The organism is Nonomuraea sp. NPDC050310, from assembly GCF_040655795.1.
Lineage (GTDB): Bacteria > Actinomycetota > Actinomycetes > Streptosporangiales > Streptosporangiaceae > Nonomuraea.
In genome coordinates this window covers 158666-180054 of the sequence record NZ_JBFAKP010000010.1, presented here as the reverse complement: position 1 = coordinate 180054, position 21389 = coordinate 158666, and the positions used below count along the sequence as shown (strand labels likewise).

The 21389-nt window shown below is 73.8% G+C and carries 21 protein-coding genes; 7 read left to right on the top strand and 14 right to left on the bottom strand.

What is annotated here, in order from left to right:
* Positions 1 to 16 precede the first annotated feature (16 nt).
* The 6 genes from AB0I67_RS23940 to AB0I67_RS23915 all read left to right on the top strand — a co-directional run bounded on the left by AB0I67_RS23940 (position 17) and on the right by AB0I67_RS23915 (position 8539).
* Entirely contained in the window at positions 17 to 775 is a 759-nt protein-coding gene (locus AB0I67_RS23940; RefSeq protein ID WP_357927407.1) for a glucose 1-dehydrogenase, read from the top strand.
* Between the two features lie 86 nt (positions 776 to 861).
* Positions 862 to 3231 carry an FAD-dependent oxidoreductase gene (locus AB0I67_RS23935; protein WP_357927405.1) on the top strand — a complete coding sequence of 790 codons (2370 nt, stop codon included), beginning with the start codon at positions 862 to 864 and terminating at the stop codon, positions 3229 to 3231.
* Complete coding sequence (locus AB0I67_RS23930) at positions 3228 to 4430, top strand: sarcosine oxidase subunit beta family protein (RefSeq protein WP_357927403.1); 1203 nt, start codon at positions 3228 to 3230, stop codon at positions 4428 to 4430. The genes AB0I67_RS23935 and AB0I67_RS23930 overlap by 4 nt, the downstream gene beginning before the upstream one ends.
* Entirely contained in the window at positions 4430 to 4678 is a 249-nt protein-coding gene (locus tag AB0I67_RS23925; RefSeq protein ID WP_357927401.1) for a sarcosine oxidase subunit delta, read from the top strand. Before AB0I67_RS23930 ends, AB0I67_RS23925 begins: the two co-directional genes overlap by 1 nt.
* A complete protein-coding gene (locus AB0I67_RS23920; protein ID WP_357927399.1) occupies positions 4675 to 7797 on the top strand; it encodes a 2Fe-2S iron-sulfur cluster-binding protein in 3123 nt (1040 codons plus the stop codon). The genes AB0I67_RS23925 and AB0I67_RS23920 overlap by 4 nt, the downstream gene beginning before the upstream one ends.
* Positions 7798 to 7864: 67 nt before the next feature.
* Positions 7865 to 8539 (top strand): HNH endonuclease family protein, encoded by a 675-nt coding sequence (locus tag AB0I67_RS23915; RefSeq protein ID WP_357927398.1) that lies wholly within the window; start codon positions 7865 to 7867, stop codon positions 8537 to 8539.
* On the opposite strand, the gene AB0I67_RS23910 is transcribed toward AB0I67_RS23915, so the two are convergent.
* From AB0I67_RS23910 to AB0I67_RS23880, 7 genes are all read right to left on the bottom strand, one after another.
* Positions 8536 to 9609 (bottom strand): CU044_5270 family protein, encoded by a 1074-nt coding sequence (locus tag AB0I67_RS23910; protein ID WP_357927396.1) that lies wholly within the window; start codon positions 9607 to 9609, stop codon positions 8536 to 8538. The two genes, AB0I67_RS23915 and AB0I67_RS23910, sit on opposite strands and share 4 nt — an antisense overlap.
* Positions 9606 to 10214: an RNA polymerase sigma factor gene (locus AB0I67_RS23905; protein WP_357927394.1), complete on the bottom strand. Its 609-nt coding sequence runs from the start codon at positions 10212 to 10214 to the stop codon at positions 9606 to 9608. Before AB0I67_RS23905 ends, AB0I67_RS23910 begins: the two co-directional genes overlap by 4 nt.
* Before the next feature lie 57 nt (positions 10215 to 10271).
* Positions 10272 to 10613, bottom strand: a complete 342-nt coding sequence (locus AB0I67_RS23900; protein WP_357927392.1) for a MerR family transcriptional regulator — start codon at positions 10611 to 10613, stop codon at positions 10272 to 10274.
* Between the two features lie 61 nt (positions 10614 to 10674).
* On the bottom strand, positions 10675 to 11103 hold the full coding sequence (locus AB0I67_RS23895; protein ID WP_357927390.1) for an Hsp20/alpha crystallin family protein: 429 nt from the start codon (positions 11101 to 11103) through the stop codon (positions 10675 to 10677).
* Positions 11104 to 11182: 79 nt separating this feature from the next.
* Positions 11183 to 11542, bottom strand: a complete 360-nt coding sequence (locus AB0I67_RS23890) for a PepSY domain-containing protein (RefSeq protein ID WP_357927388.1) — start codon at positions 11540 to 11542, stop codon at positions 11183 to 11185.
* A gap of 46 nt (positions 11543 to 11588) precedes the next feature.
* Positions 11589 to 12773 carry a HAMP domain-containing sensor histidine kinase gene (locus AB0I67_RS23885; protein WP_357927386.1) on the bottom strand — a complete coding sequence of 395 codons (1185 nt, stop codon included), beginning with the start codon at positions 12771 to 12773 and terminating at the stop codon, positions 11589 to 11591.
* A complete protein-coding gene (locus AB0I67_RS23880) occupies positions 12770 to 13450 on the bottom strand; it encodes a response regulator transcription factor (protein ID WP_357927384.1) in 681 nt (226 codons plus the stop codon). The genes AB0I67_RS23885 and AB0I67_RS23880 overlap by 4 nt, the downstream gene beginning before the upstream one ends.
* 94 nt (positions 13451 to 13544) lie before the next feature.
* On the opposite strand from AB0I67_RS23880, the gene AB0I67_RS23875 reads away from it, so the two are divergent.
* On the top strand, positions 13545 to 13997 hold the full coding sequence (locus AB0I67_RS23875) for a hypothetical protein (RefSeq protein WP_357927382.1): 453 nt from the start codon (positions 13545 to 13547) through the stop codon (positions 13995 to 13997).
* Here the strand turns inward: AB0I67_RS23875 and AB0I67_RS23870 are convergent.
* From AB0I67_RS23870 to AB0I67_RS23840, 7 genes are read right to left on the bottom strand one after another with little or no spacing between them, the layout of a single operon-like run.
* A complete protein-coding gene (locus tag AB0I67_RS23870; protein ID WP_357927380.1) occupies positions 13994 to 15877 on the bottom strand; it encodes a hypothetical protein in 1884 nt (627 codons plus the stop codon). The genes AB0I67_RS23875 and AB0I67_RS23870 overlap by 4 nt on opposite strands.
* Before the next feature lie 46 nt (positions 15878 to 15923).
* Entirely contained in the window at positions 15924 to 16130 is a 207-nt protein-coding gene (locus AB0I67_RS23865) for a DUF2277 domain-containing protein (protein WP_357927378.1), read from the bottom strand.
* 3 nt (positions 16131 to 16133) lie between these two features.
* The gene (locus tag AB0I67_RS23860) at positions 16134 to 16871 is read right to left on the bottom strand and encodes an IclR family transcriptional regulator (RefSeq protein WP_357927376.1); all 738 of its coding nucleotides are present in this window, start codon (positions 16869 to 16871) and stop codon (positions 16134 to 16136) included.
* A 20-nt stretch (positions 16872 to 16891) separates the two neighbouring features.
* Positions 16892 to 17638, bottom strand: coding sequence for an IclR family transcriptional regulator (locus tag AB0I67_RS23855; protein ID WP_357927374.1), 747 nt, complete (start codon positions 17636 to 17638; stop codon positions 16892 to 16894).
* A complete protein-coding gene (locus AB0I67_RS23850; protein ID WP_357927372.1) occupies positions 17635 to 18858 on the bottom strand; it encodes a heterodisulfide reductase-related iron-sulfur binding cluster in 1224 nt (407 codons plus the stop codon). Before AB0I67_RS23850 ends, AB0I67_RS23855 begins: the two co-directional genes overlap by 4 nt.
* Positions 18859 to 19878: an FAD-binding oxidoreductase gene (locus tag AB0I67_RS23845; RefSeq protein ID WP_357927370.1), complete on the bottom strand. Its 1020-nt coding sequence runs from the start codon at positions 19876 to 19878 to the stop codon at positions 18859 to 18861.
* A gap of 53 nt (positions 19879 to 19931) precedes the next feature.
* Positions 19932 to 21377 carry an FAD-linked oxidase C-terminal domain-containing protein gene (locus AB0I67_RS23840; protein WP_357927369.1) on the bottom strand — a complete coding sequence of 482 codons (1446 nt, stop codon included), beginning with the start codon at positions 21375 to 21377 and terminating at the stop codon, positions 19932 to 19934.
* Positions 21378 to 21389: the final 12 nt, after the last annotated feature.

The following is a 21389-nucleotide window of genomic DNA, read 5'->3' as shown; positions in this document are numbered from 1 at the left end:
TCGAAGGAGATTCGCCATGCTCGAACGGTTCAGCCTCGGCGGCAAGGTCGCCATCGTGACCGGCGCCTCCTCCGGGCTCGGCGTGGCCTTCGCCCGCGGCCTGGCCGAGGCGGGCGCCGACGTCGCGATCGGCGCCCGGCGCAAGGACCGCCTGGAGGAGACGCGGCGGCTGGTCGAGGAGACCGGCCGCCGGTGCGTCGCCGTCGAGACCGACGTCACCGACCCGGCCGCCTGCGAGGGCCTGGTGGGCGCCGCGATGGAGGCCTTCGGCCGGGTCGACGTGCTGGTCAACAACGCCGGGGTCGGCACCGCCGTACCGGCTCTGCGGGAGACTCCCGAGCAGTTCCGCGCGGTCGTGGACATCAACCTGCACGGCACCTACTGGATGGCGCAGGCGTGCGCGCGCGTCATGGCGCCGGGCTCGTCCATCGTCAACATCGGCAGCATCCTCGGCGAGACCACCGCGGGGCTGCCGCAGGCCGCCTACAGCGCGTCGAAGGCGGGGGTCATCGGGCTCACCCGTGACCTGGCGCAGCAGTGGACCGGGCGGCGCGGCATCCGGGTGAACTGCCTGGAGCCGGGGTTCTTCGCCTCGGAGATGACCGAGCAGTACGCCCCCGGCTACCTGGAGCGCATGCTCGACTCCCGGGTGCCGATGGGCCGGGCGGGCGATCCGGCCGAGCTGGTCGCCGCCGCGGTCTTCCTGGCCTCCGACGCCTCCTCCTACGTCACCGGGGTGGTCCTTCCGGTGGACGGCGGCATCCTGCTGACCTGAGGCGCTCTTGTAGCGGGGCGGTCGGCGCTCTATGGTCGTTGCGTAGTCCGGTGCGTGTTGCGTATTAAGGAACAACCGGAGGGCGCATGGTGGGCCGGCCGCGATTAGTGATCATTGGAGCCGGCATCGTCGGCTGTGCGCTCGCCGACGAGCTGACCGGCCGGGGCTGGACCGACGTGACCGTCGTCGAGCGAGGCCCGCTGTTCCGCACGGGCGGGTCGAGCTCCCACGCGCCCGGGCTGGTCTTCCAGACCAACCCGTCCAAGGCGATGACCGAGTTCGCCGCCTACACCGTGCGCAAGTACCTCGCGCTGGGCACCTTCGACCAGGTCGGCGGGCTGGAGGTGGCCACCACCCCCGAGCGCCTGCACGACCTGCACCGCCGCCGCGGCTGGGCCGAGTCCTGGGGCGTGCACGGCGAGGTGATCGGCCCCGAGGAGTGCGCCCGGCTCTGGCCCCTGCTCGACCGGGCCAAGGTGCTCGGCGGCTACCACGTGCCGACCGACGGCCTCGCCGACGCCGTGGCCAGCGGCGAGGCGCAGGCCCGGCGGGCGATCGCCCGCGGAGCCCGCTTCCTGGGCGAGCACACCGTCGTCGGCGTCGAGCAACGCGGCGGCCGGGTCGTCGGGGTCACCGTCGAGTCGGCCGACGGCCCGCGGACCGTCCCGGCGGACGTGGTCGTCTGCGCCGCCGGCTTCTGGGGTCCCACGATCGGCGCGCTGGCCGGGGTGAGCGTGCCGCTGCTGCCGCTGGCCCACCAGTACGCCCGCTCCGGCCGCCTGGCGGGTGTGCGCGAGCCGCTGCCGATCCTGCGCCACCAGGACCGCGACCTGTACTTCCGCGCGCACGGCGACCGGCTAGGCATCGGCTCCTACGCCCACCGCCCGATGCCGGTCGCCCAGCACGAGATCGCCGCCAGGGCGACGACGATGCCCTCGGTGCAGGCCTTCACCGCCGAGGACTTCGACCCGGCCTGGGCCGACGCCGCCGAGCTGCTGCCGGAACTGGCCGCGAGCAAGCACACCGACGGCATCAACGGGGTCTTCTCCTTCACCCCCGACGGCTTCCCGCTCATCGGCGAGGCCGCCGAGCTGGAGGGCTTCTGGCTGGCCGAGGCGGTCTGGGTGACGCACTCGGCGGGCGTGGCCAGGGCGGTGGCCGAGCTGCTGGTGGACGGCGTCTCGACCTTCGACCTGCACGAGTGCGAGCTCAACCGGTTCGAGCCCGTGCAGCTCGCCCCGGCCTTCGTCGAGGAGCGCGGCCGGCAGAACTTCGTCGAGGTATACGACGTCATCCACCCGCTGCAGCCGATGGAGTCGCCCCGGCCGCTGCGCACCAGCCCCTTCCACGTGCGCCAGCGCGAGCTCGGCGCGTGCTTCCTGGAGGGCGCGGGCTGGGAGCGGCCGCACTGGTTCGAGGCCAACGCCGCCCTGGCCGAGGAGGTGCCCGAGCGCGACGAGTGGGCGGCCCGCTTCTGGTCGCCGATCGCCGCCGGGGAGGCCAGGGCCACGCGCGAGCGCGTCGCGTTGTACGACATGACGCCGCTCAAGCGCATCGAGGTCAGCGGCCCCGGCTCGGCCGCCTTCCTGCAGTACCTCACCACCAACGACGTGGACCGCAAGCCCGGCTCGGTGACCTACAGCCTCCTGCTCGACAGCCGGGGCGGCATCCGCTCCGACCTCACCGTCGCCCGGCTGGCCGAGGACCGCTTCCAGGTCGGCGCCAACGGCAACCTCGACCTCGACTGGCTGCGCCGGCACGCCCCGGCCAACGTGCGCGTCGCCGACCTGACCCCGGGCACCTGCTGCATCGGCGTCTGGGGGCCGCAGGCCAGGGAACTGGCCCAGCCGCTCACCGACATGGACCTGTCGCACGAGGGCTTCCGCTACTTCTCCTGCCGCAGCGGCTACGTCGGGCACGTGCCGGTGCTGGCCATGCGCGTCTCGTACGTGGGCGAGCTCGGCTGGGAGCTCTACACCAGCGCCGACCTCGGGCTGAAGCTCTGGGACACGCTGTACCGCGAGGGCGTGACGGCCGGCGGCCGGGCCGCCTTCAACTCGCTGCGGCTGGAGAAGGGCTACCGGCTCTGGGGCGTGGACATGACGCCCGAGCACAACCCGTACGAGGCCGGGATCGGCTTCGCGGTCCGGGAGGACAAGGACTTCCTCGGGCGCGAGGCCCTGGCCCGCGAGCCGGTGCGCCGACTCGTGCCCCTGCTGAGCGCCGCCGTGGTGCTGGGCAAGGAGCCGGTACGGCACGCCGGCCGGACGGTCGGCCACGTGACGAGCGCCGCCTACGGGCACACCGTCGGCCACGCCATCGCTTACGCGTGGCTGCCCGTCGAGCTGGCCCAGCCCGGCACCGAGGTGGAGATCGCCTACTTCGACCGCCTGGTCCCCGCCACGGTCGCCGCCGAGCCGCTGTACGACCCCAAGATGGAGAAGATCCGTCGGTGACCCACCCAGACTTCCTCTGGCGCACCCCCGAGCCCAAGCACTCCTACGACGTGGTGATCGTCGGCGCCGGCGGCCACGGCCTCGCCACCGCCTACTACCTGGCCAAGAACCACGGCATCACCGACGTCGCGGTCCTGGACAAGGGCTGGCTGGCCGGCGGCAACATGGCCCGCAACACCACGATCATCCGCTCCAACTACCTCTGGGACGAGAGCGCGGCCATCTACGAGCACTCGCTCAAGCTCTGGGAGGGCCTCAGCGAGGAGCTCGACTACGACCTGCAGTTCAGCCAGCGCGGCGTGCTCAATCTGGCGCACACCCTGCACGACGTGCGCGAGGGCCGCCGCCGGGTCAACGCCAACCTGCTCAACGGGGTGGACGCCGAGTGGCTCGACGCCGACCAGGTGGCCGAGTTCTGCCCGATCGTCAACGTGCGCGGCAGCGCCCGCTACCCGGTGCTCGGCGCCACCCTCCAGCGGCGCGGCGGCATCGCCAAGCACGACCACGTCGCCTGGGCGCTGGCCCGTCAGGCCGACCGGTACGGCATCGACCTGCTGCAGAACACCGAGGTCACCGGTTTCGAGATCACCCGCAACCGGGCGGTCGCGGTCAGGACCAACGCCGGGGTCATCCACGCCGGGAAGATCGCGCTGGCCGCCGCCGGGCACACCAGCGTACTGGCCGCCCAGGCCGGGATCCGGCTGCCGCTGCAGTCGCACCCGCTCCAGGCCCTGGTCTCCGAGCTGCTCGAACCGGTGCTGGACTGCGTGGTCATGTCCAACGCGGTGCACGTCTACGTGAGCCAGGCGCACAAGGGCGAGCTCGTCATGGGCGCGGGCATCGACCAGTTCACCTCCTACGGCCAGCGCGGCGCCGCGCACGTCATCGAGGCGCAGATGGCCGCCGCCCTGGAGCTGTTCCCGCTGTTCGCCCGGGTGCGGGTGCTGCGCACCTGGGGCGGCATCGTGGACGTCTCGCCCGACGCCTCCCCGATCATCGGCCCCACCCCGGTCGAGAACCTGTTCATCAACGCCGGCTGGGGCACCGGCGGCTTCAAGGCCACCCCGGGCTCCGGCTGGGCCTACGCGCACACCATCGCGCACGGCAAGCCCCACCCGCTGGCCGAGCCCTACTCGCTGGAGCGCTTCCGCACCGGGGCGCTGATCGACGAACACGGAGCGGCGGCGGTCGCACACTGATGATGCTCCTGCCTTGCCCGCACTGCGGGCCACGTGACGAGAACGAGTTCCGGTACGGCGGGCAGGCCGGGATCGCCTACCCCGAACGGCCCGGCGACCTGGACGACGCGGCCTGGGCCGAGTACGTCTTCCTGCGCGACAACCCCAAGGGCTGGTTCCACGAGCGCTGGTTCCACTCCGGCGGCTGCCGGACGTGGTTCACCGTCCGGCGGCACACCGTGACCCACGAGATCAGGACGGCGCCATGACCACCCCGCCCACCCTGGCCTTCCGCTTCGACGGCGTGCCGTACAGCGGGCTGCCCGGCGACACCCTGGCCGCGGCGCTGCTGCGCAACGGCGTGCGGGTCGTCGGGCACAGCGTGGATCTGGGCCGGCCGCGCGGCGTTTACACCGCCGGGCCCGAGGAGCCCAACGCCCTGGTCCGGGTGGGCGCCGATCCGATGCTCCCGGCGACCACGATCGAGCTGCGCGAGGGGCTGGAGGCGTGGAGCCTGCGCGGCAAGGGCCGCATCGACCCCTCCGCACCGGACTCGCGGCGCTGCGACAAGGCCTACCTGCACTGCGACGTGCTGGTCATCGGTGGCGGGCCCGCCGGGCTGGCCGCCGCCCTGGCCGCCGGCAGCGCGGGCGCCCGCGTCGTGCTCCTGGACGAGGGACCCCGGCTCGGCGGCGACCTGCTGTCCAGCCGCGTGCTCCTCGACGGCGCGCCCGCCGCGCGCTGGGCCGGGAACGCCGAGGCCCGGCTGCGGGAACTGCCCGAGGTGCGGATCCTGACCCGGACCACCGCCACCGGCTACTACGACCACAACTACGTCCTGGCCGTCTCCCGCCCCACGCCGGAGGCCGAGCGGCTCTGGCACCTGCGCGCCCGCCGCGTGGTCCTGGCCACCGGCGCGCACGAGCGGCCGATCGCCTTCCCCGGCAACGACCGCCCCGGCGTCATGCTGGCCTCGGCCGCCCGGACCTACGCCAACCGGTACGGCGTGGCCCCCGGCCGGCGGGCGCTGGTCTTCGCGTGCGCCGACTCCGGCCACGAGGCGGCCCGCGACCTGGCGGCGGCCGGGGTCGAGATCGTCGCGGTCGTGGACCCGCGCGCCGACGGCCAGCTCGTCACCGGCACCACGGCCGACGCCGCCGGGGTGCTCGACGGGGTGCTGATCGGCGACCGGCACGTCGAGGCCGACCTGCTGGCCGTCGCGGGCGGCTGGAACCCGGTCGTGCACCTGTTCAGCCAGTCGCAGGGGCGGTTGCGCTTCGACGACGAGCTGCAGACCTTCGTCCCGCACCTGTCCGCGCAGGCCGAACGCTCGGCCGGGGCGTGCCGCGGGGTCTACGGCAGCGCCGAGGCCATCGCGGACGGGCTGGCCGCGGGCGCCGAGGCGGCGGCGCTGACCGGGTACGGGGCGCCCGTCGCCGTGCGGGTGCCGGACAGCGACCAGGGCGCGCTCCGCCCGCCGGCCCGGTTGTGGACCTGCGGGGACGACCCGGCGACCGCCTTCGCGGACCTGCACCGCGACGTGACGGTGGCCGATCTGGCGCGGGCGGTCGGGGCGGGGTTGCGCTCGCCGGAGCACGTCAAGCGGTTCACCACCGCGGGGACCGGCGCCGACCAGGGCAAGACGTCGATCGTGGCCGGGGTGCTGGGGGCTCTGCTGGGGGTGACGCCGGCGGCCACCACGTTCCGCCCGCCGTACACGCCGGTGTCCTTCGCGACGCTGGCCGGGCGCGACCGGGGGCTGCTGTCGGACCCGGTGCGGGTCACCGCGATGCACGGCGAGCACGTGGCCCGCGGGGCGGTCTTCGAGGACGTGGGCCAGTGGAAGCGGCCGTGGTACTTCCCGCGGCCGGGGGAGTCGATGGCCGAGGCGGTGGCCCGCGAACGCCTGGCGGCCCGCACGGCGGTGGCGGCCATGGACGCCTCGACGCTCGGGAAGATCGACATCCGGGGGCGCGACGCGGGGGAGTTCCTCGACCGGATCTACACCAACCTGTACTCCACGCTGCCGGTCGGCTCGTGCCGGTACGGGGTGATGTGCGGCGCCGACGGGATGGTCTTCGACGACGGCGTGACCACGCGGCTCGGTGCCGAGCACTACCTGATGACCACGACCACCGGCAACGCCGCCGCCGTGCTCGACTGGCTGGAGGAGTGGCACCAGACCGAGTGGCCCCAGCTCGACGTGCGCTTCGTGTCGGTCACCGACCACTGGGCCACCGTCGCGGTGGCCGGGCCGCGGGCTCGGCGGGTGATCCGCGCGCTCGCGCCGGAGGCGGCGGAGCTGGCGTTCATGACCTACGCCGAGACCGCCGTGCTGGGGGTGCCCGGGCGGGTGTTCCGGATCAGCTTCTCCGGTGAGCTGGCCTTCGAGGTCAACGTGCACTGGCAGTACGGCGGGGCGCTCTGGCGGCGGGTGCTGGAGCTGGGCGCGGTGCCGTACGGGACGGAGACCATGCACGTGCTGCGGGCCGAGAAGGGCTTCGCGATCGTCGGCCAGGAGACGGACGGGACGGTCACGCCGCAGGACCTCGGCATGGGGTGGATCGTCTCGCGGCGGAAGCCCGACTTCGTGGGGCGGCGCTCGCACCTGCGGCCGGACACCGCGCGGGAGTCTCGTAAGCGGCTGGTGGGACTGGTGGCGGAGGAGCCCGTGCCGGAGGGGGCCCAGCTCACCCGGGAGGGGGCCGCGCCGGCGATCGGGTATGTGACCTCCAGCTATCCGGTGGCGGTGCTGGCGCTGGTGCGGGAGGCGGCCGAGGGGGAGCGGCTGGTCGCGGTGGACGGGGCGCGGCGGGTGCCGGTGACCGTCGTCTCGCCGGTGTTCTACGACCCCGACAACCTCCGCCGCGACGGCGACCCGGAGCCCGACGACCTGCACCGCGACGGCGACCCGGAGGCCGGTGAGCTCGCTGACCCGGTTGACCCGGAGTCCGGGGTGCTGGAGGCGGTGAGTCCGGCGGCGGGGTTCGCCGGGCGGTTCGCGGCGGCCTCCGGCGCGCGGGTGCGGGTGCGCGAGGTGCCGTTCGTGCCGATGTGGGAGGTGCGTGGGGAAGATCCGGGCCGCGGGCTGCGGCTCGGTCCGGCGTGGTGGCTCGTCGTCGGCGGCGAGGCGCCCGCGGGCGGCGTCGAGGTGTCCGGGCAACGCACCGTGCTGGAGCTGTCCGGCCCCGCCGCCCGGGAGGTGCTGATGACCGGCTGCCCGCTGGACCTGCATCCCCGGGTGTTCACCGGCCACGCCCAGACCACCGTCGGCAAGGCGGGCGTGGTGCTGGAGCGGACGGAACCCGACACCTACCGCCTCTACGTCCGCTCCTCCTTCGCCGCCTACCTCGCGGAATGGCTCCTGGACGCCCTCGACGGCATATAGCCGCTATTTCCGGAAATATGGTGGAAGGCGTACCGGAACTTGACCGAACGGAGCGTGCCGCGTGCGCATGCGGTGGGCAGTGGCAGGCATGGCGGGCATGATCGGCCTCGCGGCGCTGAGCGGGTGCGGCGGCCTGGAGGCGGCCATCGACCGTCAGCCCCAGAAGGACCCGGTCAGCACCGGCAAGCCCGGCGAGGCGCGCAAGAAGCTGGACAAGCTCGCCGTCAAGGGCCGCGCGCCCAAGACCGGCTTCGACCGTGACGAGTTCGGCCCCGCCTGGGCCGACGTCGACCGCAACGGCTGCGACACCCGCAACGACATCCTCAAGCGCGACCTGACCGACGAGACCTTCAAGTCCGGGACGCACGACTGCATCGTGCTCACCGGCGTCCTGAAGGACCCCTACGGCGGCAAGACCATCAAGTTCCGGCGCGGCAACGACACCAGCATGGCCGTGCAGATCGACCACCTGATCCCGCTGTCGGACGCCTGGCAGAAGGGCGCCCAGCGGTGGTCGGCCGACAAGCGCAAGCAGTTCGCCAACGACCCGCTCAACCTGCTGGCGGTGGACGGGCCGCTGAACAACCAGAAGAGCGACTCCGACGCGGCGACCTGGATGCCGCCGCGCCGGTCGTACTGGTGCGAGTACGTCACCCGCCAGATCGACGTGAAGGCCAAGTACGACCTGTGGGTGACCGAGGCCGAGAAGAAGGCTCTGGAGCGCGGCCTGGAGACCTGCTAGCCCTTGGCCCCGCAGGGCGGCTCGTCCGGCTCGGGGGCGGTGTCGGAGACCGACACCTCGAGCTGGGCGGTCGAGGCCAGCAGGCTGCCCTCCGGCGCGCCCGCCCGGCCCGCGTCGGTCACCACGCTGCGCTCGCCGAGCAGGGCGAAGCTCTCGCGGTCGAAGATGAGCTCGTCGCGCTGCCCGCCGTACTCGCGCCCGACGCTCACGCCGGTGCGCCCGGCCGCGTCCTCGGCCGTCCCGGTGACGCTCACCCCGGGGATGGTGGCGACCGCCTGGTAGAGGGCCTTGCGCTGGGCGGGCGGCAGGTAGGTCTCGCGCAGCAGGCCGCCGGCGCGCTGGAAGGCGGCGCGGTCGGCGTCGTCCGGCTCGCCCTCCTGCGCGTAGAGGTGGGCGCGCATGCCCTCGGCGTCGGCCGGCAGGCGCTTGAGCGAGACGTAGTCGGTGCGCAGCCGCTCGGGGATCGTGCCGCCGTCGCAGTCGACCAGCGCGCGCAGCTCCGGCCCGGCCGCCGCCTCGGCGAAGGCCTTGCGGGGGATCGGCCAGCCGGGGAACGCGCGTGGCTCCAGCATCTCGATGCGCAGCACGCCGTACGGTCCTTGCTCGGGCTGGCGGGCCCTGAGCCAGATGGTGCGCTTGGAACGGTAGAGCCAGCGCTCCTCCTTCTTGCCCAGCGCGTAGGAGCCGTACATGGTCTGCGAGCGCACCACGACGTACTGGTCGTCGCGGGGGGTCAGCTCCTCGTCCACCGCCTGCGCGGCGCGGTCGAGGACCTCGGCCGCCGACATCAGCGTCAGGGCCGGCTCGGTCGTCCGGGCCGCTCGGGCCGACTGGGCCGGCTGGGCCGACTGGGCCGGCGGGGGCGGCGGGGTGGCGGGCAGCGCCTGGACCACCGTGACCGCCGCCGCCAGGGCGAGCCCGCCCGCCGCGACCATCAGGTACGGCCCGCGCCGCCGAGCCGTCCGCCCGCGCCCCGCCGCGGCCAGCCGATCCCGGGCCATGGCCTTGGTGCCCGGGTCGTACGGCGCGGCATCCGGCCGCTCGTCGCGGTAAAGGTCGATCTCGTTCATCGGGCGGCCTCCAGGACACGGCGGATCTTGGCACGGGTGCGGGACAGGCGGGACCGCACGGTCCCCAGCGGGATGCCGAGCGCCTGCGCGGCCTGCTCGTAGGAGAGCTCGGCCCAGGCGACCAGGAGGAACAGCTCGCGCTCCGACCGGCTGAGCGCGGCGAGCGCGGCGGCCAGCGCGGGCCGCAGCACCTCGGCGTCGACCCGGTCGTGGCTGCGCTGCTCGAAGGGCTCGTGCACCGGCTCGGCCAGCCGGGCCAGCGCGCGGAGCCGGCGCAGTTCGGTGCGGCGGTGCTTGCCGATGAGGTTGGCGGCGATGCCGTACAGCCAGGGCCGGGCGTCGGGGCGGGCCAGGTCGTAGCGCCCCCGCTTGCGGAAGGCGGCCAGGAAGGTCTCGGCCGTGACGTCGTCGGCGGCCGAGACGTTCTCCGGGCCGAGGCGGCGGGCGGCGTACCGGTGGATCTCCTCGGCGTAGCGGTCGAACAGCCCGGCGAACCGTTCGGGCTCGGCCAGCGACTGCTCGATGAGCCGGGCGTCGGCGTGCGCCGGCGGCACCGAGGCGGTGGCGCCCGCCGGCCTGCCCGCCGGCACGGCCTGGCTCACCACGGAAGGGGTCGTTGCATCGGAGGGTCCTCTCATGGGCGCGTCCGCGCCCGTCACCCTCTACTCACCCGCACCCGCCCGGCCGGTTCCAGGCTCGTTCCCGGCCAGCCGTTCGCGGGCGATCCTGAGCTCGGCGCGGAGCCGGGTGACCTCCGCCTCCAGTTCGAGGATGCGCCGGATGGCGTTGAGCGTCATGCCCTCGTCGGCCATCCGGGTGACGTGCTGCACGGCGAGGATGTCGCGCCGGGAGTAGCGGCGCTGGCCGCCGGGGGAGCGGCCGGGCGAGACCACCTCGTGCTGGTCGAGGCGGCGCAGGTAGGCCTGCTGCACCTGGAGCATCTCGGCGACCTGCCCCAGCGAGTACAGCGGGGCGTGCTCGTCGTCGAACGGCAGTCGAGCCATGCGGCCTCCTCACGACGAGAGGGACGAGCCCGCCGGGCTCGTCCCTCTGCTGGATCTCTCGTCAGGCCCGGATGGCCTTGTTCTCGCCCTGCCGGATCTCGACCTTGCGCGGCTTGGCGCGCTCGACCACGGGGATGCGGACGGACAGCACGCCGTTGTGGTAGCCGGCCTCGATGCCGTCGCTGTCGAGGTGCTCGGACAGGTAGACGCGCCGGGTGAAGGTACCCATCGGGCGCTCGCGGACGAACACCCGCTCGTCCTGGCCGATCTCCTCCTCGCGGCGGGCGCTGACGCTGAGGACGCCGCGGTCGACGGTCACCTCGATCGAGCCGGGGTCGATGCCGGGCAGATCGAACCGCAGGACCACGTCGTCCTCGCGGCGCAACCCGTCCATCGGCATGATCGGGCCCTGCTCGGCGGTCTGCCGGGTGAGGCGGTTGAACTGGCGCTCGAACTCCTGGAAGAACGGGTCTACGGAGGTGAGCAGCATCGCCGGTCTCCTTCTCGTAGTGAAGCTAACCTCTAACTACAGTTGTAGGTTAACTCCACTTCGGGATAGAAGCAAGCCCTCAGTCGTCATCCTGAGCGTCGTCGGCGTCGTCCTGAGCGTCGTCGGCGTCGTCCTGGGCATCCGTCTCGGTGTCGGTCTCGGTGTCGGTCTCGGTGTCGTGCTTGAGGACCTTGCCGTTCTGGTCGTCGATGTCGAAGTCGTGCTCGACGGTGTCCTTGCGCAGCTCGACCTCCCAGACCCTGCCATCGTGCTCGGCGTCGGTGAGCGTCGCCCCCGGCACCTGGGCCTGGGCGATCTGGACCGCGCGCTCCTTGGTGATCGCGGGCGCCTCCTGGGAGGCGGCGAAGGCGGCACTGCCCCCGGCGACGACGGCCATGGCGGCAACGCTCACTACGATGATCTTCGTTGTCTTCTGCATGATCCCAGTGCACCGCGATCCGCCCTAAAGGCGCGCTAAGCCGCGGTTAACGTCCGAGCCGGACCTCGACGCCGTGTCCGGTCAGCCGCATCGAGCCGCCGGAGGACTCGGCGGTGCGCCGCACGATGTCCAGCCCGAGGCCGGTCGAGCCGGTGCCGCTGGTGCCGCGCTCCAGCAGGGCGGGGTCGAAGCCGGGTCCCTCGTCGGTCACTGTCAGCGTGCCCTCGTCCGACAGCCCCACGGCGAAGGCGGTGCCCTCGGGCGTGTGCGCGAAGACGTTGCCGAGCAGGGCGTCGACCGCCGCGGCCAGCTCCTCGCGGCCGACGGCCACGTGCACCGGCCGCTCGGGCAGCGTCACCGTCACCGCCCGCTCCTGGTCCTCGGCCAGCACCGACCAGAACCGCACCCGCTCGCCCACCACCTCGGCGGCGTCGCACGAGGCGGAGGCGGCGGTGCGGTGGCGGGCGTCGGTGATGACCGCGCTCACCGCGCGTTCGAGGTCGTCCACCCGGGCGGCCAGCCGCGCCGCCTCGGCCGGGTCGCGCAACGCCTCGGCGTCCAGCCGCAGCCCGGTCAGCGGGGTGCGCAACCGGTGCGACAGGTCGGCGACCGACTCACGCTCGGCGGCCAGCAGGTCGCCGATCCGGCCGGCCAGATGGTTGAGGGCCAGCGCCACGCTGGCCACCTCGGGCGGGCCGCCCGGCGCGGCCCTGGCCTCCAGGTCGCCGCGCGCCAGCCGGTGGGAGACGCCGGCCAGCTCGTGGATGGGCGCGGTCAGCCGCCGGGCCAGCCGGTCGGCCAGGCCGATGCCGAGCACGACCAGGCCCAGCCCCAGCACGAGCAGGGCGAGCCACGACTGCGAGACGCCCTTGCGCAGCTCGGCCTCGCTGACGAAGACGCAGATGACGACCGTGCCCTCGCTCGACTGGACCGAGGTCAGCACCTCACGCCCGTCGTCGGCCTCGGCCGTCACGCTGCGGCCGGTCGCGGCCAGCCGTACCGCGGCGGATTCGGCCTGCGCAGGGCGGTGGTAGACGGTCACCGGCAACGAGGCGCGCTGCGCGGACAACTCGGGATCGGGCGAGAGCGCCACGGCCTCGGCGGCGGCCGTGGCGCGGTTCATCGCCGCGTTCTCGGCCGCCACCCGGATGAGCAGCGCCATCGGCACCAGCAACGCGATCAGCACCAGCGAGGTGGTCGCCGCCACCAGCAGGGCCAGCCAGCGCCTCATGACGGCTCGGCCAGCTTCACCCCGACACCGCGCACGGTGTGCAGGTAGCGCGGGCTCGCGGCGCTCTCGCCCAGCTTGCGGCGCAACCACGACAGGTGCACGTCGACCGTCTTGTCCGCGCCGCCGTACGGGACCTGCCAGACCTCGGTGAGCAGCTCGCGCCGGGTGACCACCTCGCCCGGCCGCGCCGCCAGATGGCACAGCACGTCGAACTCGCGCGGCGTCAGATCCAGCTCGCGCCCGTCCAGCGTCGCCACCCGGGCGCGCGGATCCACCGTCAGCCCGCCCACCCGGTACGGCTCGGCCCCCCGCCCCTCCCCGCCGCGCCTGAGCACGGCCCTGATGCGGGCGTCGAGCTGCGCGGCGCTGTAGGGCTTGACCACGTAGTCGTCGGCGCCGGAGTCGAGCACCGGCACCATCTCCGCGTCCCCGTCGCGCGCGGTGGCGACGATGACCGGCACCTTGGAGACCGCGCGGATCATGCGCAGCAGCTCGCGGCCGTCGAGGTCGGGCAGGCCGAGATCGAGCACGATCAGGTCGGGCCGGTCGTCCAGGGCCTGGCGGAGTCCGTCGAGCGCGGTCGGCGAGGAGGCGACGGCGTGCCCGAACTCGCGCAGCCCGCGGGTGAGCGCGGTGCGAATCGTCGCATCGTCTTCGATCAGCAGGATGTCCGCCATAGAGGGCTACCGTAACCGCTGGCGGAGCGTGGTCCATGCCGGCTTATCGTCGGCTTAACCTGGCCTTAGCCCGAGATGCGGAAGAGTGGGGGAGATGACCCGTCTGGTGCTGGCCTGGGGCGCGATCGTGGTGGCGGCGACCGCCGCGGCGGTCGCGGTGCTCGGCCTGTTCGGCGGGCTGCTCGGCACCCACGGGCACGTGATGAGCCAGGACGAGGTGCGCGCGGCCCTCGCCTCGGCGTCGGCCTCCCCGCGCCCGGCGCTCAGCCCCGCCTCGCCGCGCCCGTCGCTCAGTCCATCCTCGCCGCGCCCGGCCGTGACCGGCGAGGCGACCGCACTGACCTCGCCCGGCGGCACCGTCGTGGCCGTCTGCGAGGCCGGCCAGGTCATCCTGAGGTCGTGGAGTCCCGCGCAGGGCTACTCCATCGACGAGGCCGACCCTGGTCCGGCGCCGGTCGCCCGGGTGGAGTTCGACGGCGACGACCGCGAGGACGTCGAGGTGCGCGTGGCCTGCTCCGGCGACCGGCCCGCGCTGGTGACCGGCTAGCTCTCCGCGCTCAGCGCCGCCTTGGTGAGCTCCGCCTGCCGCCGGATCTGCCGTAGCACGACCGCGTTGAGGTGCTTTCCGGCGAAGGTGTCCACCATGTCGTCCAGGACGGCGTAGGCCCGGTCGAGGTCGCCCTTGCGTGCCTCGGCCCTGGCCAGGCGGCGCATCGCCAGGTTGAGGGTGATGTTGTCGACGCGGCCCTCGCGGACCACCGAGCCGAGCTGGGTGATGCTCTCCTGCGCGTCCGGCGGGCGGATCTGCAGCCGGCTGCCCTCCAGGTGCTTGAACTCCCGCTCGGCGTTGAGCCCCTTCACCAGGCGCGCGTAGGTGGCCAGGGGATGCCCGCCGTACCGGTCGATGACCTCGTCGAGAGCCGCGTTGCCGGAGCTGAGGGTGGGGGAGTCGGAGCCGAGCAGGGAGAAGAGCTTGCCCTGCTCCTCGCCGAGCATGAGCTCGGCCACCTTGTGGTCGGCATCGGCGACCGGGTAACGCACCCGCACCAGGCAGGTCGGCGAGACGATGCGCGAGCCGTCGGCGGCGATGTACTGCGCGCGGACGCGGTACTCGCCCGGCTGCTGGAAGTAGTGCCCGTCGCGCCCGTGCCCGATGTAGGCGCTGCGGTACATGGCCGGGTTGCCGGCGTCGAGCCGCACGTCGAGCGAGTGGTCCACGCAGTGCCGCATCATCGGCCGGTAGAGCACGGTCCGCCCGGACGGCTGGGTGATCGAGACCTGGGTGAACTCGGTGTCGGGGTGCAGGTGGCTGTGCGTGTGCCGGGGCTCGCCGGCGGTGGCCAGCTTCAGCTCGACGACCACGGGCTCGCCGAAGCCGAACCACTCCTTGGCCCTGACCTCCAGCCGCAGCCCCGAGTGGTCCTCGACCGGCTGCTCGAAGGGCTGGATCTCGGCCGCGCCGCTGCCGAAGGCGTTCGCGCCCATCGCCACGTCGCGGTAGAAGCCGTGCCGCAGGTGGATGAGCTCGGTGTCGGTGAACTGGAAGGGGAAGGCCGCCCAGTAGCCGCGCTCGCCGCCGGGCCGGTAGTTCTGGACGTAGTTCATCCACGACAGGTCGCCGAAGCCGCCGTCGGGGCCGAGCGGCTGGGGCGGCGTGGCCAGGTTCTTCTGCCAGGAGTGCAGTAGGTTGAAGGCGTGCCCCAGCTCGTGCACGTAGGTGCGGAGCTGCGCGCGTTGCGCCTGCGGGCTGTCGCCCTTGATCGCGTCGTGGAAGACCGCCGCGCCCTGGCGCTGGCAGGCGTCGTTGTAGTCGAACATGATGCCGCGGTAGCCGCCCACGTGCTTGCTGGCCACCAGCAGCCACACCCGCCAGGCCGCGCCGTCGCCGAAGGCGGTGAACGCCTGCGTCATCGCATGGTGCAGCTCGGCGTCGTCCCAGGCCAGGTCGGCGCCGGAGCCGTCCACCGGGATCACGCCCGGCGGACCGGTCACCAGCTCGACGCCGGCCTCGGCGTAGGCCTCGGTCACGCCGAGCACCCGGGGATCGCCCGGCGGCCCGGGCAGCGAGCCGGTGTCGTAGGCGACGAAGGGCACGGCCCCGACCACGGAGTCGATCTCCAGCAGCACCCGCCGGAAGTACGGCGAGGCGAACTCCAGCGGGTACCGCACCCCGTCCAGCAGCAGCTCGGTCTCGCCCAGCTCGACGTCCCTGCCGGTCACCGGGTAGGTGAACGCGCCCGTGCCGCCCACCACCGCCCCGCGCCGCTCGGGCGCGTGCACGACGAACGAGCCGACGTAGGACAGCGTCTCCCCGGCGCGCGCGAACAGGTCCCCGCTCACCCGCCCGGTCGCCCTCGGGCCGTCGAGATCCACCCTCAGCTCGACCTCGGAGTCACCGTTCCGGCCGCGATAGAGCCCGCTGATCATTGGCGTCCCTCCTCAGGAGGGACGCTTCACCGCATCGGGGCGGTTGTCAACGCCCGATCTGCAGGGAGCTGAGCAGTTCCTCCGACGCGCGGGTGATCTCGGCGACCGCGCGGTCGAAGGCCTCGGCGTTGTGCTTGGCCGGCGCGCGGAAGCCGGAGATCTTCCTGACGTACTGCAGGGCGGCCGCGCGCACGTCCTCCTCGGTGACTTCCTCGGTGTACGGCGGGCGCAGCGTCTTGATGCTTCTACACATGTCTCAACGGTAATAGCCGATCCGCTGGCTGATCTCACCCGCGCCCTCGACGAGCGCCGCCGCCACCTCCGCGAGCCGCTCGGTGGTCAGCCGGTAGGACGGCCCGGAGGCGCTCACCGCGGCCACGACCGAGCCGTCGGCGCCTCTGACCGGCGCCGCGACCGCGTTCAGCCCCACCTCCAGCTCCTCCACCGTGGCCGCCCAGCCGCGGCGGCGGATCTCGTCGAGGCCGAGCGCGTCCGGATCGGTGACGGTCGCGGCGGTGTAGCGCTCCAGCACCGGCGCGAGCGGAAGCGCCCCGAAGGCCAGCAGCACCTTGCCGCTGGAGGTGGCGTGGGCGGGCGTACGCTGGCCGACCCAGTTGTGGCCGCTGATCGCCGCCGGGCCGCGCACCTGGCTGATGTTGACCGCGTGGCCGTCCTGCGGCACCGCCAGGTTGACCGTCTCGCCGACCGCCTCGGCCAGCCGGCGGCAGACCTCGCGGCTCTCGCGGGACAGGTCGAGCTGCGCGCTGGCCGCGCCGGCCAGCCGGACGACGCCGAAGCCCAGCCGGTAGCGGCCGCGCTCGCCGCTCTGCTCGACCAGGCCGCCCTGCTCCAGCGCGGCCAGCAGCCGGAAGGCGGTGGACTTGTGCACGTCGAGCTCGGCGGCCAGGTCGGTGACGCGGGTGGCGCCCTCGCGGGCGAGGATCTCCAGGATCGCGATGGCCCGGTCGACCGACTGCACGGAGCTGTTGCTCATGGCGCAACAGCGTAGCCGCGTCAGGCCCGCAGCGGGTTGAGCTCCGTCCCGAAGGCGTAGGCGATCTTCCGCATGCCCTCCGCGAGCTCCTCGCGGTCGAGGGCGTCGATGCGCTCGGCCGGGCCGGAGACCGACATCGCGGCCACCACCCGCTCCCCGTCGTGCACCGGCACGGCCAGGCAGTGCACGCCCAGCTCCTCCTCGCCCAGGTCGAGCGCGTACCCCTGGTGCCGCACCCGCGCCAGCTCGCCCAGCATGGCCTCGGTCGTGGTGATGGTGTTGGCGGTCTTGCGCGGCATCCCGGTGCGTTCGAACAACGCCACGGCCTCCGCCTCCGGCCGGTCGGCCAGCAGCACCTTGCCCACCGCCGTGCTGTGCGGCAGCAGCCGCTTGCCCACCTCGGCGAACATCCGCAGCCGCCGCGGCGAGCTCGACTGGGCCACGTAGACGATGAAGTCGCCCTCCAGCACCGCCAGGTTGGCCGTCTCGCCGGACAGCTCCACCATCCGCGCCAGATACGGCCGGGCCCACTCGCCGACCATCCGCTCGGCCACCCCGCCGAGCCGGACCAGCGCCCCGCCCAGCGCGTACCGCCGGTCCGCCTCCTGACGCACGTACCCCCGGGCCAGCAGCGTCTGCAGCAACCGGTGGATCGTCCCGTACGGCAGGCCGGTGCGCGCGGCCAGCTCCGACAGCCCCGCCTCGCCCCCGTGCGCCGCCAGCGCCTCCAGCACGTCGAAGGCGCGCTCCACGCTCTGCACGCTCACAACCCCACCCCCCGGAGCGACGCGTCCAGCACCTGCGCGGTGTGCGCGACCCGCACCCGCCCGCCCCGCCGCCGCATGGCCGAGGCGATCTGCAGCGTGCACCCGGGATTGGCCGACACCAGCAGGTCGGCCTCGATCCCGGCCAGCCCGGCGGCCTTGCGGTCGCCCAGTTCGGCCGCCGCCCGCGGCTGGAAGATGTTGTAGGTGCCGGCCGAGCCGCAGCAGATCTCCGGCTCGGGCAGCTCGCGCAGGGTCAGGCCGGGGATGGCCGCCAGCAGGTCGCGGGGCTGGCGGCGGATGCCCTGGGCGTGGGCCAGGTGGCAGGCGTCGTGGTAGGCGACGGTCAGCGGCAGCGGGTGGCGCGGCGCGACCGGGCCCAGCTCGGCCAGCCACTCGGCCAGGTCGACGGTCCTGATCCGGGAGGCGCGGCGGGCCCACTCCGGCTCGGCCTTGAGCAGGTCGGCGTACTCCTTCATCGATGAGCCGCAGCCGGCGGCGTTCACCACGACGGTGTCGACCCCGGCGCGCTCGAAGGTGCGGATCGTGCGTTTGGCCAGCCGTACCGCCTGGTCCTCGCGGCCGGAGTGCACGCTGAGCGCGCCGCAGCAGCCCTGCCCGGGCGGGATGACCACGTCGCAGCCCTCCATCGCCAGCACCCGGGCGGTGGCCGCGTTGACCTGCGGGAAGAACTCGCGCTGCACGCAGCCGAGCAGCATGCCCACGCTCGCCCGGCGCGGGCCGCGGGCCTTGACCAGCCGGGGCAGCCGAGAGCGCGGGCCGGGTTCGGGGGCGAGGGCGGCCATCGCGCCCAGGCTCGGGTGCACCCGCTCCAGGAAGCCGCGCAACGGGCCGGTCAGCCGCATCGGCAGCCGCAGCAGCCGCAGCCGGCGCGGGTAGGGGAAGAGGCTGAAGACCAGCCCGCGGATCGCGCGCTCCTGCGGGTCGCGCACGTGCACGCGCTCGACCTCGGCCCGCGTCTGCTCGATCAGCCGGTCGTACCGCACGCCGGAGGGGCAGGCGGTGACGCAGGCCATGCAGCCGAGGCAGGCGTCGAAGTGCCCGGCCATCTCGGGGGTGAGCGGGGTGCCCTCGACGTGCTGGGCCATCAGGTGGATGCGGCCTCTGGGGGAGTCCATCTCCTCGCCCCACAGCACGTACGTCGGGCACGCCGGCAGGCAGAAGCCGCAGTGCACGCAGTCGCCGATCAGCTCCGGATCCATTCAGAACCCTCCGAGAAGGCGCCCGGGCGCCAGCACGCGACCGGGGTCGAACCGCTCCTTGACCCGCTGGAGCAGGGGGTTGGGCGCGGCCTGCGGCTGACCGAGCACGCGCACGCGACGCCCGTCGCCGTGCAGGCGATCGGGCCCGGCGGCGGTGTAGGCCACCAGGTGGTCGGCCAGCCACAGCCGCGTCCTGGCCTCGCCCAGCGCGTCCAGGAGCGCGGGCAGGCCGGTGGGCAGGGTCCTGACCTCGGTCACCGGCTCGTCCAGCCCGGCCCAGCCGGCCGGCTCCCCGGCGAGCAGGTCGCCGCCCACCTCCAGGCGGAGCGCCTGCGCCCTGGCCTCGGCTGCGGCGCCCTCGACCAGGACGGTCACCGTCCCCTCCGGCCAGTCGAGAGTGATCGCGCTCGGCTCGGCCTGATGCGCGGCCAGCACCGGGAAGACCTCGCGCGGGTCGCGCCGCGTCACCAGCCAGCGGCGGTCCTGCGGCCGCGGGTGCAGCCGGAAGGTCGCCTCGGCGATGACGCCGAGCGTGCCGTAGGAGCCGGTGAAGAGCTTGCCGAGGTCGTAGCCGGCGACGTTCTTGACCACCTTGCCGCCCGAGCGGGCGATCGTGCCGTCGGCCAGCACCACGGTGATCCCGATCAGCAGGTCGCGCGGCGTGCCGTAGCGCAGCGCGCGCGGCCCGGCCAGGCCGGTGGCCAGCGTCCCGCCGACGGTCGCGCCCGGCAGCGGCAGGTCGAGCGCGAGCTCCTGGCCCGCGGCGGCGAGCGCGGCGGCCAGCCGGTCGAGGGTGAGCCCGGCCTGCACGCGCACGACCAGGTCGCCGGCGGCGTGCTCCAGGACGCGGTCGAGGCAGCACAGGTCGAGCAGCACGTCGCAGCGCTCGGGCGGGCCGCCCCAGTCGAGCTTGGTGCCGCCGCCGACCGGGACCGCCGCCAGCCCGCGCTCGGCGCAGGCCCGCAGCACCGCGGCGAGCTCCTCGGTGCTCTCCGGCAGCGCCACCCACGTCGCGGGCACGCCCGCGACCACGTCGTCCGGCCCCGCCGCGCGTACGGTGACCCCGTCGATGCTCAGAACTGCTCGGCCCTCCCCGACTCGACCAGCGGGTGCACGCCCTTGCGCACGCCCGGCACCTCGCCGCACAGCCGCGGGGTGGGGAAGACCTTGCCCGGGTTGGCCAGGCCGCGCGGATCGAAGGCGCAGCGCACGAGCTGCATGGTGTCCAGGTCGTCGGGCGTGAACATCTTCGGCATGTAGCGCGCCTTGTCGACGCCCACGCCGTGCTCGCCGGTGATGGAGCCGCCGTGCGCCAGGCACAGGTCGAGGATGGCGCCCGAGACGGTCTCGGCCCGCTCGCCCGCGCCCTCCTCGGCGTCGTCGAACAGGACCAGCGGGTGCAGGTTGCCGTCGCCGGCGTGGAAGACGTTGGCCACGGCGATCCCGTGCCGCGCGGACAGCTCGTCGATGCCGGCCAGCACGCTCGGCAGCGAGGTGCGCGGGACCACGCCGTCCTGCACGATGTAGGCCGGGCTGATCCGGCCCACCGCGGCGAAGGCGGACTTGCGGCCCTTCCAGATCGCCGCCCGCTCCAGCGCGTCGGCCGCCACCCGCAGCTCGAAGGCGCCGGAACAGATCTCCTGGAGCTGCTCGAACTGCCGCCGCACCTCCTCGGCCGGGCCGTCGAGCTCGACGATCAGCACGGCGCCCGCGCCCCGCGGGTACTCGCACGCGACCGCGGCCTCGGCGGCCTCGATGGCCAGGGCGTCCATCATCTCGATCGCCGCGGGCACGATCCCGGCCGCGATGATCGCCGAGACCGCCCGGCCGCCCTGTTCCAGGTCGGCGTAGGCGGCCAGCACGGTGATCACCGACTCGGGGGTACGGCTCAGCCGTACGGTGATCTTGGTGGCGATGCCCAGGGTGCCTTCCGAGCCGATGAAAGCGCCCAGCAGGTCGAAACCGGGATCCATCCGGTCGAGCGTGACCAGGTCGCCGTCCGGGGTGACCAGCTCGCAGGCCAGGACGTGGTTGACGGTGAAGCCGTACTTCAGGCAGTGGGCGCCGCCGGAGTTCTCCGCCACGTTGCCGCCGATCGAGCAGACCTGCTGGCTGGAGGGGTCGGGGGCGTAGTAGTAACCGTCGGCCCGCACCGCCTCGGTGATCGCCAGGTTGGTGACGCCGGGCTCGACCACCGCGCGGCGGTTGGGCAGGTCGATCTCCAGGATCCGGCGCATCCGCGAGGTCACGATCAGCACGCCGTCGCTGCGCGGCAGCGCGCCGCCGGACAGGCCCGTGCCCGAGCCGCGCGCCACGAACGGCGTGCCGTACTCGTTGCAGAGCCTGACGACGGCGGCGATCTGCTCGGCGGACTCCGGGAGGACCACCACGCCCGGGGTGACGCGGTGGTAGGTCAGGCCGTCGCACTCGTAGGTGCGCAGCCGTACCGGATCGGTGATCACCGCCTCGGGCGGGAGGAACTCCCGCAACCGGGCGGTGAAGGCGGACAGGTCGCGCACGTCACCCCTCCC

Excerpts from the sequence above, each read along its gene's own strand:
- AB0I67_RS23940 (WP_357927407.1), top strand. The coding sequence starts at position 17 with ATGCTCGAACGGTTCAGCCTCGGCGGCAAGGTCGCCATCGTGACCGGC.
- AB0I67_RS23935 (WP_357927405.1), top strand. The coding sequence starts at position 862 with ATGGTGGGCCGGCCGCGATTAGTGATCATTGGAGCCGGCATCGTCGGC.
- AB0I67_RS23925 (WP_357927401.1), top strand. The coding sequence starts at position 4,430 with ATGATGCTCCTGCCTTGCCCGCACTGCGGGCCACGTGACGAGAACGAG.
- AB0I67_RS23920 (WP_357927399.1), top strand. The coding sequence starts at position 4,675 with ATGACCACCCCGCCCACCCTGGCCTTCCGCTTCGACGGCGTGCCGTAC.
- AB0I67_RS23915 (WP_357927398.1), top strand. The coding sequence starts at position 7,865 with ATGCGGTGGGCAGTGGCAGGCATGGCGGGCATGATCGGCCTCGCGGCG.
- AB0I67_RS23910 (WP_357927396.1), bottom strand. The coding sequence starts at position 9,609 with ATGAACGAGATCGACCTTTACCGCGACGAGCGGCCGGATGCCGCGCCG.
- AB0I67_RS23900 (WP_357927392.1), bottom strand. The coding sequence starts at position 10,613 with ATGGCTCGACTGCCGTTCGACGACGAGCACGCCCCGCTGTACTCGCTG.
- AB0I67_RS23895 (WP_357927390.1), bottom strand. The coding sequence starts at position 11,103 with ATGCTGCTCACCTCCGTAGACCCGTTCTTCCAGGAGTTCGAGCGCCAG.
- AB0I67_RS23890 (WP_357927388.1), bottom strand. The coding sequence starts at position 11,542 with ATGCAGAAGACAACGAAGATCATCGTAGTGAGCGTTGCCGCCATGGCC.
- AB0I67_RS23885 (WP_357927386.1), bottom strand. The coding sequence starts at position 12,773 with ATGAGGCGCTGGCTGGCCCTGCTGGTGGCGGCGACCACCTCGCTGGTG.
- AB0I67_RS23880 (WP_357927384.1), bottom strand. The coding sequence starts at position 13,450 with ATGGCGGACATCCTGCTGATCGAAGACGATGCGACGATTCGCACCGCG.
- AB0I67_RS23875 (WP_357927382.1), top strand. The coding sequence starts at position 13,545 with ATGACCCGTCTGGTGCTGGCCTGGGGCGCGATCGTGGTGGCGGCGACC.
- AB0I67_RS23870 (WP_357927380.1), bottom strand. The coding sequence starts at position 15,877 with ATGATCAGCGGGCTCTATCGCGGCCGGAACGGTGACTCCGAGGTCGAG.
- AB0I67_RS23865 (WP_357927378.1), bottom strand. The coding sequence starts at position 16,130 with ATGTGTAGAAGCATCAAGACGCTGCGCCCGCCGTACACCGAGGAAGTC.
- AB0I67_RS23860 (WP_357927376.1), bottom strand. The coding sequence starts at position 16,871 with ATGAGCAACAGCTCCGTGCAGTCGGTCGACCGGGCCATCGCGATCCTG.
- AB0I67_RS23850 (WP_357927372.1), bottom strand. The coding sequence starts at position 18,858 with ATGGATCCGGAGCTGATCGGCGACTGCGTGCACTGCGGCTTCTGCCTG.